Below are 13,740 nucleotides of genomic sequence, written 5' to 3'. Positions count from 1 at the left end.
CTAGAAATCGCGATGCAACATATGAAGAACTCACTTCCGAACAGTCATTCGGAGGATGTGCAGGTGGCAGTTGCTTCGCTACGGCGAAAGCCGCATCCGCTACACCCGTGGCTTATTAGCATCCTCTCAACTACGGCTTTTGCGTTGCTGCCCAACTCCGCCGCGTTTGCCGCATGCGTGCTGGGTCCATCCGCCGGAAACACCGTTTACACCTGCGACAGCGGCGATTCAGGCGGCAGCCTCGCCGATCCCGATGGCGACAACACGCTCAATTTTCCCGCCGGGGGCACCGGGCAGATATCAGGCAATGTCACCTTTGGTGTCGGCACGGACCGCATCGATATGCAGTCAGGCGCCATCACCGGCACCGTCGATCAGGGTGGCGGCACCGATTTTTTCACCATCGGCGCGGGGACCGTCGCCGGCAATGTCCAGCAGGGCGCCGGCATCGACGACTTCAACATGAGCGGCGGCCAGATCGGCTCGCTCAACCAGGGCGATGGCCTGGACACCTTCACCATGACCGGCGGACGCATCGTCGATTTCTTTGACGATGGCGACCGCGCCGTGATGACCGGTGGCCGCATCGGCCGCGTCAACATGAAGCTCGACCAGAATTATTTCAACATGTCGGGCGGCACCATCGACCGCAACCTCGTCACCGGCTTCGACAAGGACACGATCATCCTCTCGGGCGGCACCATCGGCGGCAACATCAGCGTCAGCGGCGGCGATGACAGCGTCACGGTCACCGGCGGCACGGTCGGTGGCGATATACTGATGAGCTTTGGCGCCGACAGTTTCGTCTGGAACGGTGGCGGCATCATCTATGGTTCCGTCGATCTCGGCGGCGATAACGACACCGCCAAGCTCAGCAACCTCACCAACGCCAATCTCGGTGCCACGGATGCCATATCAGGTGGTGCCGGCACCGATGCGCTGACCCTGGACAACGTCAAACTGGATGGGGTCAGCCGGCTCCAGAACTGGGAGAGTATCGACGCCACCAACGACACCGAGCTGACGATGGACAGCAATCTGGTGCTCGGCGATAGCGGCACCGGCACGGGTTCGCTCAGTGTCGATGCCGCAAGCACGCTCTATGGCGGTGGTTTCAACGCGGCGATCCAGGCCTTTACGGCAGGCCAGTTGGCGCAGGTCACCAATGCCGGACGCATCGACCTGACCAATGGCAGCACCGGCGCCACCGACAGCCTGACGATTTCGGGCAATTATGTCGGCCTGGGTGGCCTGCTGCTTATCCAGACCGAGCTCGGTGACGATTCCTCCGCATCCGACAAGTTGGTCCTGTCGAGCGGAACGGCTTCCGGTTCGACCGGCATCTCCGTGGTCAATCTCGGCGGCGCGGGGGCTGCGACCACGCAGGACGGCATCATGGTCGTCCAGGCAATCAACGGCGCCACCTCGGGCGCCACGACATTCGCGCTCGACGCCCCGGTCGCCGCCGGTGCCTTCGAATATTACCTGTTCAAGGGCGGCGTCAGCGCCGGCAGCGAGGAGAACTGGTACCTGCGCTCGACGCTGAACACGCCGGCCCCGCCGGCCGCAGCCCCGCCGGTGCTGGAACCTGCTGCGCCGCCGGAACCTGAGCCGCCGGCGGCCGAACCGCCGCCGCCGCCGCCTATCGACCCTGCGCCGCCGCCGCCGCCGGAATCCACGCCCGGCGACCCCGATCCGGTTGATCCGGCGCCGCCGGTCGTGCCGACCGATCCGCCGCCCGCGACACCACCGGCGCCACCGCCGGCACCAGTGGCGGATCCGCCCCCTCCGCCACCGGTGGTGCCAACGGATGTCCCCGACCTGCCGACACCGGCGGCGGGCGAGGAAATCCTGCTCTATCGCATCGAGGTTCCGGTCTATTCCGCCTTGCCCCCGGTCGCCGAACATCTGGCGATGACGACGCTCGGCACCTTCCACGAACGGCGCGGCGAGCAGAGCCTGTTGTCGAACACCGAGCTGTCGCCGGTCTGGGGCCGCATCTTCGGTCAGGACAGCAAGATGGCATATTCAGGAACGGTATCGCCGTCCTTCGACGGCACCCTGTTCGGTCTCCAGGCGGGCTTCGATCTGTTCGGCCGCGAAACCGCGTCGGGCCAGACCGATCGCGCCGGCCTGTTCGTCGCCTATGCCAGCATGAATGGCGACGTGCGCGGCCAGGCGCTGGGCTGGGACAATCTGTCCGTCGGCAGCATGGATATCAACGGCACCAGCGTCGGCGGCTACTGGACCCGGATCGGTCAGGGTGGCTGGTACCTGGACGGCGTCCTCATGGCCACCTTCTTCGGCGGAAACGCAACATCGTCGCGCGACATCGGCATCGATGTCGGCGGGACCGGCATCACCGCTTCGCTGGAAGGCGGCTATCCCATTGCGCTGGCGCAAGGCTGGACGCTTGAGCCGCAGGCGCAACTGGTCTGGCAGCATCTGTCGCTCGACGACACCAAGGACTTGTTCTCGTCGGTCTCCTTCGATCCCGACGACAGCGTCACCGGGCGGTTGGGCGTGCGGCTGCAGGGCGAAACCATCATCAACGGCATGGCGCTGCAGCCCTACCTCGAGGCCAACATCTGGCACGATTTCGGCGGCACCAGCCATGTCAATTTCGACACCACCGACATCTCGACCGAGGGCAAATCGACCTCGTTCGAGTTTGGCGGCGGCGTCATCGCCAAGGTGAGCGACAAGGTCAGCATCTTCGCCACCGGCGACTACACCACCAATCTCGGCGGCGACAAACGCCGTATCCTCGAAGGCAATCTCGGCTTCAGTGTGAAGTGGTAAGGCCGATCATGATCCCGAAAACCAGTTTCGGGATCATGATCAAAAGGAGAGCCTAATTGCTGGAACGCATCGCCACTGTGGCGATGCCGGCGCCGACCAGCAGCGTGCCGCCGGTGCGGTTGAAGATGCGGATCGCCTTGGGATTGCGCACGACGTCGCGGGCGCGTGCCGCGATGAGCGCATAGCCGAAGGCATTGGCGAAGGCGAGCGCCAGGAAGGTCGTCTCGAAGATCAGCATCTGTGTCCAGAAATCGGCGTGCCTGTCGAGAAACTGCGGCAGGAAGGCGACGAAGAAGGTGATGCTTTTCGGGTTGAGCGCGGTGACCAGCCAGGCATGCGCCATCATCTTGGCCGACGACACCGCATCGGTGCGCGGTTCGGCTTTCAGCGCACCGCCGGCGCGAAACAGCTTCACGCCGAGATAGATCAGATAGCCAGCGCCGATCAGCTTCAGGATGGTGAACACGGTCGCCGAAGCGGCCAGCAGCGCGCCGATGCCCAGCATAGACAAGGTCATCGCGGTGAAGTCGCCCAGCGCCACGCCGACGGCCATCGGCAAGGCGGTACGCCAGCCCTGGCCCAGCGCGTAGGACACGACGAGAAGGATGGTCGGACCCGGAATGATGAGGAGGATCGTCGACGCGGCGGCGAAGGCGGCCCAGTTTTCGAAGGACATGCTCGTCTCCTTTGAGCGTAAAGAAGAGGATAAATCCTTAGACCCGGGAGAATGTAAAGAGGCGATTTCCCTGACGGCGCCAGCGGCAGATCGGTGTCAGTTCGCGCCGTTCAGCGTGCTCACAATATCGGCCAGGCTGACGTTTGCGCCGAGAACCGTTGCCGCCGCGACAATGGCAGCGGCAAAAAGCTTGATGTCGGTTTTTAAGGTCTTGCACATGGAGGCCCCTCGCTGATCGCTTGAGAAGTAGGAAACACCAGTGCCGGGAATATGACCCGACCGAGGTCTTTTTGTGCAGCAGCCTTCGTTCAAGCCCAGGCAAGAAGGTCGGACATCGTCAAGGCCATGCGCAAATGCAGTCTGTGCAAGGTCTTCACGCTTTATCAACCATGAATGATGAAAATGCCCTCTATCCGGCCGGACCGTGCTTCCCGCCGACAGCGTAGGGTCTGGGTATATGCGTGAGTTGCCGGAAGGTCTGACGCCGCCGCGAAATGGCGACGCAATCGAAACCGATCATCATCTTTCCCGCCGTGCCATCCTGTCCGGGGCAGGGGCGCTCGCGCTGCTGAGCGCCGCCGGTTGCTCGACCTCGGGCTTGGGTCTGCCGGCGCTCGAGCTCGACGACGTCACCACGGGTTCCGTGCGGCCGATCCGGCCAAGCATCAGCGTCGACAAGAACATCACCAGCCCCGGCGTCATGTATGCCGGGCTGACCGACGGCGGCTTCAACGTGCCGGAAGTGCCATATCTGAAGGTCAAGCCGGAATTCCGCCGCCAGATCGTCGTCGACACGACAGGCGAGGCCCCCGGCACCATCGTCGTCCATCTCAAGGAGCGCATGCTCTATCTCGTCCAGCCGGGTGGCGACGCTATTCGCTACGGCGTCGGCATCGGCAAGGATGGTTTCCGCTGGTCCGGCCGCGCCAACATCCAGTACGGCAGGGAATGGCCGACCTGGACGCCGCCGCCGGAGATGATTGCCCGCAAGCCTGAACTGGTGAAATGGCAGGCCGGACAGCCCGGCGGCCTCACCAATCCGCTCGGCGCGCGTGCCCTCTACATTTACCAGGACGGCAAGGACACCGGCTACCGCATCCACGGCTCGCCCGAATGGTGGAGCATCGGCCAAGCGATGTCGTCGGGCTGCGTGCGCTTGATCAACCAGGACATCATCGACCTCTACAGCCGCGTCTCCAAGAAAAATCCGGTCGTCGTCGTCTGACGCTTATGCGGCGTGTTGGCGCCGCTCGAAACTCCCGTTGCGCGATGCGGCAAGACAGGCCAAGGTGCCTTGAAAACCATCGCGCCGGGAGAAATCAAGCATGGCTGGAACGTTTGTCATCGCGCAGGGCGGCGGCCCAACCGCCGTCATCAACCAGACGGTTGTCGGAGCGACGCTGGAGATCCGCAAGCGGCATCCCGGTGCCAAGGTGCTGGGCTCCATCCATGGCGTGCGCGGCATCCGTGACGGCAATTATGTCGACCTTTCCGCCATCCCCGAGGACCGGCTGCGGCTGATTGCCGGCACGCCGAGCGCCGCCCTCGGCTCGACCCGCGACAAGCCCGACGCCGCCTATTGCGATGTCATCCTCAACGGCCTGAAGAAGGCCGGCGCCGACGCCTTCATCTATATCGGCGGCAACGACACGTCGGGTACGCAGCAGATCCTGACCGATGCCGCCGGCGGCAAGATCGCCTTCGTCCATGCGCCAAAAACCATCGACAACGATCTCGAGGAAAACGACCACACGCCGGGCTTCATTTCGGCGGCCGAGTTCGTCGCTGGCGCCTTCCTCTCCGTCGATCTCGATTTCCGTGCGCTGCCCGGCATCTATGTCGGCATCGTCATGGGCCGGCATGCGGGCTTCCTGACCGCGGCCGCGGCCGCCTGGCAGCTCGACCCCGACAGCGGCCCACACCTCGTCTACGTGCCCGAGCGCCCCTTCTCGGCCGCCGGCTTCATCGACGACGTGCGTGCCACGCTCGATCGCCACAAGCGCTGCATCGTCGCCGTTTCGGAAGGCGTCAGCACCGCCGACGGCAAGGCCCTGGTCGAAAGCCTGGTGCCGCCGGACAAGCTCGAGCGCGACGCGCACGGCAACGTCAAATTGTCGGGCAGCGACCTGCCGGCCGCACTCGAGCGCGCGTTGGCGGAAGGCCTGCCGGGCAAGCGGGCCCGCGTCGATGCGCTCGGCTACATGCCGCGCGGCTATATCGGCGCCATCAGCGCGGTCGACGCGCAGGAGGCGTTCGATGCCGGCGCTTTCGCCGTCACCGTCGCCGAACAGGGCGGCGGCTCGGTGGCGTTGCAATATGACGGCACCAGAACGGTGCTGAAGAAAGTGCCGCTCAAGAACGTCGCCGGCAAGACACGCCACATGCCGGGCGATTTCATGAAGCCCGAGGTCAATCAGCTGTCGGATGCCGGCATGGCCTATCTCAAGCGGCTGGTGCCGGAAAAATACAAGGTCGGGAAGCCCTTCGTCTGATGCAGGGCTCACACTTGATGCCCGGCTCACAGGTGATGCCCGGCTGGTTCAGCAGGAGCGTCGTCGACGACAAGACGACGATGCTGACCGAGCCCTTCGTGCATGCCTATGTGCGGGCCAATATCTGGCATCTGCGCGGTCGCGATGCCGACCTGCTCGTCGACACCGGCATGGGCATCTGTCCGCTGGCGCCGCAGGTCGAGACGACGGAGGGCAAGCCGCTGTTGGTCGTTGCCACCCACATCCATCTCGACCATGTCGGCTCGCTGCATGAATTCCCGTTGCGGGCAGGACCAAGGATAAGCGCGGAACAATTCGAGAGCATGGATGAGGCGGCGACCTACGCCTACATGTTCCATGACCTCGAGGGTGCCGTCTCGAAACTGCCGGCGCCCGGATGGAAGTCGGCCGACTACAGGATCCCGCCCGCGCCGTTGACGCGAACCCTGGACGAGGGCGATGTCGTCGATCTTGGCGACCGGCAATTTCGCGTGCTGCATCTGCCGGGCCATTCACCGGATTCGATCGCGCTGTTCGACGAGGCCGACGGCCTGTTCTTCAGCGGCGATGCCATCTACGACGCCATGCTGATCGACGACCTGCCGGATTCCGACCGAGCCGCCTATGTCAGCACGATGCAGCGCTTGCTCGACTTGCCGATCCGCATCGGTCACGGAGGACACGGACCGAGCTTCGACGGCAAGCGCATGCGCGAGATTGCCACGGCCTATCTCGAGCGAACCGCCGGTGGCTGAGGCTCCAGCGAGGCAGCAAGGCGGGGCCCGACGACTTTGCGACGCTGCCGCCGTGCGGATATTAAATCTTCGTAAGGTCGCCCTAAAACCCTAAATCGGGCGAATCCGCGCCCTAAATGCAAGGCCGTCGATCCGGTTGGCTGCCATGTAGGCGAGACGGGCATTGCGACCTCGACACGCCGATGACCGATTTTCCCCGCACGGGAGAGGCCACGGCGCTGGATCAACTCTCGCCCGGACAAACGACCATGTCAGATATCCTTCGCAGACATCGCGTCGCGGCCTTGCTGGGCGCTGCGCTGATCATATCCCCCTTCGTCATGTCTTTCGCCCAAGGCGAGGGCAACACTATTCCGACGACCCAGACGCCTGTCGCCGGCATCACCGCGCCCAATGGCTCGTTCGCACCCATCGTTGCCGCCGACAAGCCGGCGGTGGTGACGGTCACCACCGTCATGAAGGCACAGCCTGAAACGATGAGCGATGCCTCTCCTTTCGACGGCGGCTCGCCTTTCGATGACTATTTCCGCCAGTTCTTCGGTGACCAGGGCATGCCGACGCCCAAGACGCCGCCACAACAGCAACCGCAGCGCGCCGAGGCGCTGGGTTCCGGCTTCATCGTCGGCGCGGATGGTACCATCGTCACCAACAATCACGTCATCGATGGCGCCTCTTCGATCAAGGTTACGCTCGACGACGGCACCGAACTTCCGGCCAAGCTTGTCGGCCGCGATGCCAAGAACGATCTCGCCGTACTCAAGATCAAGTCGGACAAACCCCTGCCGACAGTCAAATGGGGCGATTCCGACAAGCTCATGCCAGGCGACCAGGTGCTGGCCTTCGGCAACCCGTTCGGCATCGGCACCACCGTCACGGCAGGCATCGTCTCGGCGCGCGGCCGCGACCTGCATAGTGGGCCTTTCGACGATTTCATCCAGATCGACGCGCCGATCAACCACGGCAATTCCGGCGGCCCGCTGGTGGATGTCGCCGGCAATGTCGTCGGCATCAACACGGCGATCTATTCACCCAATGGCGGCAGCGTCGGCGTCGGTTTTGCCATTCCGTCGGGCCAGGCCCAGAAGGTGGTCGCCAAGCTGATGAAGGGCGGCTCCATCCAGTACGGCTATATCGGCGTTCAGATCCAGGAGGTGACGCCGGATGTCGCGAGCGCCATCGGGCTCGACCATTCCGGCGGCGCACTGGTCTCAGAGGTCAACGACGGTTCGCCGGCGGCCAAGGCCGGCATCGAGACGGGTGACGTCATCACCAGCTTTGCCGGGCAGGACGTGAAGGATCCCAAGGACCTGTCGCGGGCGGTCGCCGATGTCGCGCCGGGCGCCCGGGAAACGGTCGATGTCTGGCGCAAAGGCAAGCCGATGCGGATTTCCGTCGATGTCGGCCAAAACAGCGCCGATGCGAAGACCGCGTCGCTGGACGACGGGTCCGACGCGCCGAGCGCCGGGCGCGCTCCGGCGATAGGGCTCGGCTTGATGGATATAACACCCGACATTCGCCAGCAGATGAACCTTGCCGGCAAGCAGCACGGCGCGGTGGTTGCCAGCGTCAACCCCGACAAAGCGGCCGCCGCTTCCGGAATACAGGCCGGCGACATCATCGTTGCCGTCAATCAGGTGCCGGTCAAGAATGCCAGGCAGGTAACCCAGGCGATCGCCTTGGCCGGCAAGTCCGGCAGGAAATCGGTGCTGTTGCTGGTCGAGCGTGGCGACGCTCAAATGTACATCGCGGTGCCTTTCGCCAATGGCTGAGAAATGGCGTTGACGTGCACGCGGAGCGGCAGGTCCATCGGTGACGGTCCCGCCGGTCTCCGCCCGTCAAGATTTAGGTTGCCCGTCACGACATCTTCGAGAACATTGCGTCAGGCCGATAGTGGCCTGATTGCATGGGGATTGCCGCTATGGTCACCCGAGGTTTCTCTTCAGGACGGCGCCCGCCAACCGATGGCGATGCCCGCATCCCGCCAGGCCAGTATCTAGAACAGGGTTTCCCGGTGCTGTCGGCCGGCCCGACGCCGCGCGTGCGTACCGAGGATTGGTCTTTCACGCTGAAACACGGGCCACGCCCGATCAAGAAATGGAACTGGGCCGAGTTCAACGCGCTGCCGTTGACCAAGATGACACGCGATATCCATTGCGTGACAGCATGGACCAAGTTCGACACGCCTTGGCAGGGTGTGCTGGTCGACGATATCCTTGCCGATGCGGGGGTCGAGCCGCCGACCGGCTTCACGTTGGCGCACGCATTCGACGGCTACACCACCAACGTGCCGGTCACGGATCTCACCGCCGGCAAGGCCATGGTGGCGCTGCTCTACGAAGGCAAGCCGATCACACCGGACCATGGCGGCCCGGCAAGGCTGCTGGTGCCGCATCTTTATTTCTGGAAATCGGCCAAATGGTTGAACGGCCTGCAATTCACCACGCGCGACGAGCCCGGTTTCTGGGAATTGCGCGGCTACCACATCTATGGCGACCCATGGCGCGAGCAACGCTACACGGGCGATCCATGAGCGATGCGGCGGCCGTGCAGTCGCCCTGGCAAACAGCCAGCATCGTCCGCATCGAAAAGCGCACGCCGCGTGTCACCAGCTTCTTTTTCCAGCCGTCTCGGCCCTTCGCCTATCGCGCAGGGCAGCATGTCGACGTCAGGCTAACGGCGCCGGACGGCTATCAGGCGCGCCGCTCCTATTCCATCGCCTCCGCGCCCGAAACGCATGGCGTAATTGAACTGGCGATCGAAAAACTCGACGATGGCGAGGTCTCGCCCTTCTTCCACGAGGTCGCGGCAGTGGGCGATGAAATCGAACTGCGCGGGCCGCTTGGCGGGCATTTCGTCTGGCCCGAGGATGAGAGTGGCCCGCTTGTTCTGGTCGGCGGCGGTTCGGGCGTCGTGCCCTTGATGTCGATGCTCCGCCACCGCGCCGCACGTAATTCAGCGGTGCCCGTCGTCCTGGTCTTTTCGGTCCGGGTCTGGGACGAAGTGATCTTTCGTGACGAGCTGATCGTTCTCGACGAGCGCCAGGACGGCTTCGACCTGGTGCTGACACTGACCCGCGAAGCCGCACGCCGTCCAGCCGACTATGCGCGGCGGGTGGACGTTGCGATGATGGTGCAAGCCATGGCGCGGCTGCCGGAGCCGCCTGGCATCGCCTTCGTCTGCGGCTCCAACGCCTTCGTGTCAGCCGCCGCCCAGGCGCTGATCGATGCCGGCGTTGCAGCCGGAATCATTCGCACCGAACGCTACGGAGTTTGAACCGACGCCGCCTTTCGAGAAAGGTTCGTCGGATTCGCCTTTAGACTAGCCAACCGGCGAGAAATCCGCCGACAGCAGCTCGAAGGGCAAGGCGCCATAAGCAGCCACTGTGGCTTCGTCGTTCCATTCACGAAACTGCCGCGACGGTCGCGCTTCGAGCGTCCAGGCAGCTCGCGCGCCGTCGAGCGTCACCTTGCCGCGAAAATGCAGCACGCGTTCCCTGCCGGATCGGCTGATGGCCATGGCGCGCAGGCGAGCGATATGCTCGTCGCCGGCATTGATCTCCATTTCGATGCGGCGCCGGACCGGCGGAACGCCGATCCTGACGGTGATATCGAGCATCATGTCGCCGGTCGTTTGCGGACAGGCGATGGCCTGCGAAAACACCAATAGCGCCGGTACGGCCTGCGGCTTGCGCGCGGCCGGTCTGCCGCGCCAAGGTTTGGCGGGTGGCTCCTGTTGCAACCGGCCCTTCTTCCGCTTCAGACGCAATTGCTTGGCAAGCCCGCGCGACAGCCAGACAAGGCCGCCGAAATCCGTGCGCGGCTTGGCCTGCAGAACCGACGACCAGCGCGACAGGCCGGCCCGGTCGGCCATCTCGAAGATACCGGCCAATGTCGGCTCCGGCACAGGAACGCCGATCTCAAACGCCAGATAGGACAATGCCACCGCCGCCGGGACGGCCAAGCCGCGTCGGCCGACGATGCCGAGGAACACGTCCCAGTCCACGTCTTCGCCATGGATGGCGACCGCGCAGTCGACAAGCCAGTCGCTGTGGGTGTGGGCGTCGAGGCCGCCATGGGCGATGGCCAGGGCCATGCGATCGGCCGGCGACGGCACGAAGACCGCGACGCCGCTGAATTGTGCCGGGACCGCCCGTTGCCAGATCGCCAGGTCGTCTTCCGCGCTCGTCTGCGACCCGTCATAGCCGAGCTGGTGCAGGTCGATGTCGCCGAAACGGCCCTTGAAGAAGTTCATCGACCGCAGTGACGCCAACCGGGTTCGCAGATATTGCGCGCTGACGCCCGAGGCGATCTGCCAGTCGCGATCGCGCAAGATGTCGAAGACGGCAGCCATGTCGCGCGGGCGCACCAGTATGTCGATGTCGTGCGCCACCCGGCCACGCTGCGCCGACGCGTTCAAGGCAATGCGGCTGGCGCCCTTTATCAGCATGATGTCGGCGCCGCCGTCTGCCATCGCCTTCAGCGCCGGTTCGGCCTCGCGCATCGCCATGCGCGACTTCGTCCATAGCATCTTCTGCAGGCCGACGAGGCGCGGGTGCGCGGTATGCCCGGCCAGCTTCCTGCCGAACCTGTCGGAGATGGCGGCGAGCAGGCGATGTTCTCGAAACGAGACGAGATCGATGTCGTTCTCGTCCAGCCAGCGCGCGACGCAGCCGGCGGCTGCGTCCTCGTCGGAGAGCAGCGCCGCCTTTAGCAACAGGTCCAGCTGGCCGGTGGGCCACGACCAGCCATAGTCCGGGAAGCGGCGGCCGATGCGGCGAACGGGCCTGGCGTTCAATTGGAGCCTGCCTTGTTCCGGGCTCGCCGCTGCATGGCGAGCCTTGCGACCTGGAGATAGCCCCGGTCGCGTGCCGGATCGCGGCCGTAGGAAAGGCTGCCCGGACGGATGCGGCGCAATGCAAGCACGTCGTCGAGCATGGCAAGGGCAAGGCCTGCCTCACGAACCCGGGCGATCCAGTCGATCATCTCGCCGCGACCGCCTGGTGGGTCGATGATGGGACCGATGCGCGGCACCACCTCCTGGCGGATCATCATCGTCGTGCGCGACCAGCCAGCTCCACTGGTCGCATCGGGCAAATCGGGGCTGTCGCCGCGAAACGTCCGCCAATGCGTAAAGACGCCCGCTGTCCCGGGATGACGGCCGAGATAGGCCAGCTGCTTTTCGACCTTGTCCGGCAGCCACAAATCGTCGGCATCGAGCGTCGCGATGAGCGGCGTCGAGAGTGCCGCAATGCCACGGGTCGTTGCGCTGCCAGGTCCGGCATTGTCCTGTCGCAGCACCGTCACCGGCAGGTTCATCGCATCGATCACCGCAGCCGTATCGTCGGTCGAACCGTCATCGACCACGACGATGGTCTCCGCCCTTGCCGTCTGGGCCAGAACGGAGTTCAGGGCCGCGCCGATGGTGGCGGCCGCGTTGAAAGCCGGAATGACGACGCCGTAGCCTGCCATCAAAGGAACCGCCACTGCGCGAGATCCTTGAAGTCGAAAATCCCCTCCACCCGGCGCAAGCTGGGATCGGCCTTGCGACGCTTCATCGACTTGTGAATGGCGCGCATGAACTCGCGAAAGGGCACATCGGCTTCCTTGGTCATGTTGCCGGGATGACGCCTGTAATAGAGAGCCACCGTATCGGGCATAACGTATTTTGCCTGGCTCTCAAAGATACGCAACAGATAGTCGGTGTCCTCGGCCTGTTTGAAATCCTCGTCGAAACCACCGGTGCGCTCGATGAGGTCTCGCGCAAAGATTCCGGCGGACAGGTGGATCCCTCGCACGGTGATGGAGTGGCTGTCGGCGGCTGGTTCCAGCGTCTCGCCATCGATCTTGTCGACCAGCGTCATGCGCGAATAGGTCAGGTCGAGGCCCGGATCCTCTTCGAAGCAGGCGAGATCCGCCTTGAAACGCCCTATCGGGGAGATGTCGTCTGAATCGAGAAACGACACCAGACGAGTCTGCGGCAGCAACTGCCTCAGCCCTGCATTGCGCGCCTTGGTGACCCCGCCATTGACCTGCTGGAAAAGACGAATGCACGGGGCCTCGTCGATCAACGACCGTACGACGGCTGCCGAGCCATCGGTCGACCCATCGTCGATGACGATGATGTCAAGATCGATGTCTTCGCGCTGCCTGAGCAGCGAGCGCAGCGCCAGGCCAACGAACTGTTCGCGATTGTAGACCGGCATGATGACGCTCAGCCTCATTGGCGTCTCCAGCAGCGTTCCGGGCTTGGCTGATCCGACCCGATTGTGTCGAGCATCATAGCATTCGCCAATCGGCGGGACTCTTCAATTCGAAGATGCCCTGGACCTCACGCCGTGACGGATCGGCCTTGCGCCGCCGCATCGACTTGTGGATTGCACGCAAATGGTTGCGGACCCTGCCGCTATGCTCCTTGGTGACATTTCCGGCGTGGCGTCGGTAGTAGATCGCGACCGCGTCCAACAATTCGTAGTTCGGTCCCGCCTCGAAAACGCGCAGCAGATAGTCGGTATCCTCAGCCTGCTCGAAATCCTCATCGAACTCGCCCGTCCGGCCGACAAGCCCTCTGCTGAACACGGCGGCGCTCAGCGAAATTCCCCGAAGCGTCATCGTGCGGCTGTCGACTGCCGGTTTCAGCTGCTCATCGTCGATCCGGTCGACCAGCGTCATCAGCGAATAGGTCAGCTCAAGCCCGGGAGTAGCCTCGAAGCGGGCGAGATCGGCCTTGAACCGTCCGGCCAGCGAGATGTCGTCCGAATCCAGGAATGACACGAACTCCGCATCCGGCGGCAGTTGCCGCAGCCCGGCGTTGCGCGCCCTGGCTACGCCCATGTTGGATTGCTGGAACAGTCGGATGCAGGGGTTTTCGCGCATCATCGAGCGCACGGCCTCAGCAGAGCCGTCGGTCGAGCCGTCGTCGATGACGATGATGTCGAGATCGGCGGCGTCCCGCTGCCGCACCAGCGAGCGCAATGCCGAAACGACATAGCGCTCACGATTATAGACGGGCATTATCA

At 64.1% G+C, this 13,740-nt stretch carries 13 protein-coding genes; 7 read left to right on the top strand and 6 right to left on the bottom strand.

Annotated elements, in window-relative coordinates:
- Window positions 1-12: 12 nt before the first annotated feature.
- Window positions 13-2,802, top strand: a complete 2,790-nt coding sequence (locus NKH52_RS23455) for an autotransporter family protein (RefSeq protein WP_352734275.1) — start codon at window positions 13-15, stop codon at window positions 2,800-2,802.
- A 52-nt stretch (window positions 2,803-2,854) separates the two neighbouring features.
- On the opposite strand, the gene NKH52_RS23450 is transcribed toward NKH52_RS23455, so the two are convergent.
- Window positions 2,855-3,478, bottom strand: coding sequence for a LysE family translocator (locus NKH52_RS23450; protein WP_352734273.1), 624 nt, complete (start codon window positions 3,476-3,478; stop codon window positions 2,855-2,857).
- A 96-nt stretch (window positions 3,479-3,574) separates the two neighbouring features.
- Entirely contained in the window at window positions 3,575-3,697 is a 123-nt protein-coding gene (locus tag NKH52_RS23445; protein WP_352734271.1) for a hypothetical protein, read from the bottom strand.
- Between the two features lie 238 nt (window positions 3,698-3,935).
- Between NKH52_RS23445 and NKH52_RS23440 the strand changes: the two genes are divergently transcribed.
- From NKH52_RS23440 to NKH52_RS23415, 6 genes are all read left to right on the top strand, one after another.
- The gene (locus NKH52_RS23440) at window positions 3,936-4,703 is read left to right on the top strand and encodes a L,D-transpeptidase (RefSeq protein ID WP_352734269.1); all 768 of its coding nucleotides are present in this window, start codon (window positions 3,936-3,938) and stop codon (window positions 4,701-4,703) included.
- A gap of 100 nt (window positions 4,704-4,803) precedes the next feature.
- Complete coding sequence (locus tag NKH52_RS23435) at window positions 4,804-5,970, top strand: diphosphate--fructose-6-phosphate 1-phosphotransferase (RefSeq protein WP_352734267.1); 1,167 nt, start codon at window positions 4,804-4,806, stop codon at window positions 5,968-5,970.
- A 35-nt stretch (window positions 5,971-6,005) separates the two neighbouring features.
- Window positions 6,006-6,725 carry an MBL fold metallo-hydrolase gene (locus tag NKH52_RS23430; RefSeq protein WP_352734371.1) on the top strand — a complete coding sequence of 240 codons (720 nt, stop codon included), beginning with the start codon at window positions 6,006-6,008 and terminating at the stop codon, window positions 6,723-6,725.
- 248 nt (window positions 6,726-6,973) lie between these two features.
- Window positions 6,974-8,494 carry a DegQ family serine endoprotease gene (locus NKH52_RS23425; protein WP_352734265.1) on the top strand — a complete coding sequence of 507 codons (1,521 nt, stop codon included), beginning with the start codon at window positions 6,974-6,976 and terminating at the stop codon, window positions 8,492-8,494.
- Window positions 8,495-8,643: 149 nt separating this feature from the next.
- Complete coding sequence (locus NKH52_RS23420) at window positions 8,644-9,255, top strand: sulfite oxidase-like oxidoreductase (protein WP_352734263.1); 612 nt, start codon at window positions 8,644-8,646, stop codon at window positions 9,253-9,255.
- Window positions 9,252-9,998 (top strand): FAD-binding oxidoreductase, encoded by a 747-nt coding sequence (locus tag NKH52_RS23415; protein ID WP_352734261.1) that lies wholly within the window; start codon window positions 9,252-9,254, stop codon window positions 9,996-9,998. The genes NKH52_RS23420 and NKH52_RS23415 overlap by 4 nt, the downstream gene beginning before the upstream one ends.
- Before the next feature lie 45 nt (window positions 9,999-10,043).
- Here the strand turns inward: NKH52_RS23415 and NKH52_RS23410 are convergent, their stop codons facing one another.
- The 4 genes from NKH52_RS23410 to NKH52_RS23395 are packed head-to-tail and all read right to left on the bottom strand — an operon-like array spanning window position 10,044 to window position 13,735.
- The gene (locus NKH52_RS23410) at window positions 10,044-11,519 is read right to left on the bottom strand and encodes a nucleotidyltransferase family protein (protein ID WP_352734259.1); all 1,476 of its coding nucleotides are present in this window, start codon (window positions 11,517-11,519) and stop codon (window positions 10,044-10,046) included.
- Window positions 11,516-12,193, bottom strand: coding sequence for a glycosyltransferase family 2 protein (locus NKH52_RS23405; protein WP_352734257.1), 678 nt, complete (start codon window positions 12,191-12,193; stop codon window positions 11,516-11,518). The genes NKH52_RS23410 and NKH52_RS23405 overlap by 4 nt, the downstream gene beginning before the upstream one ends.
- Window positions 12,193-12,945 (bottom strand): glycosyltransferase family 2 protein, encoded by a 753-nt coding sequence (locus tag NKH52_RS23400; RefSeq protein WP_352734255.1) that lies wholly within the window; start codon window positions 12,943-12,945, stop codon window positions 12,193-12,195. The genes NKH52_RS23405 and NKH52_RS23400 overlap by 1 nt, the downstream gene beginning before the upstream one ends.
- A 55-nt stretch (window positions 12,946-13,000) precedes the next feature.
- Entirely contained in the window at window positions 13,001-13,735 is a 735-nt protein-coding gene (locus tag NKH52_RS23395) for a glycosyltransferase family 2 protein (RefSeq protein ID WP_352734253.1), read from the bottom strand.
- Window positions 13,736-13,740 lie beyond the last annotated feature (5 nt).

It is taken from the genome of Mesorhizobium sp. M1066 (assembly GCF_040318635.1).
In the GTDB taxonomy this organism is placed as follows: domain Bacteria; phylum Pseudomonadota; class Alphaproteobacteria; order Rhizobiales; family Rhizobiaceae; genus Mesorhizobium.
This window is presented reverse-complemented; position numbering and strand designations above follow the sequence as displayed.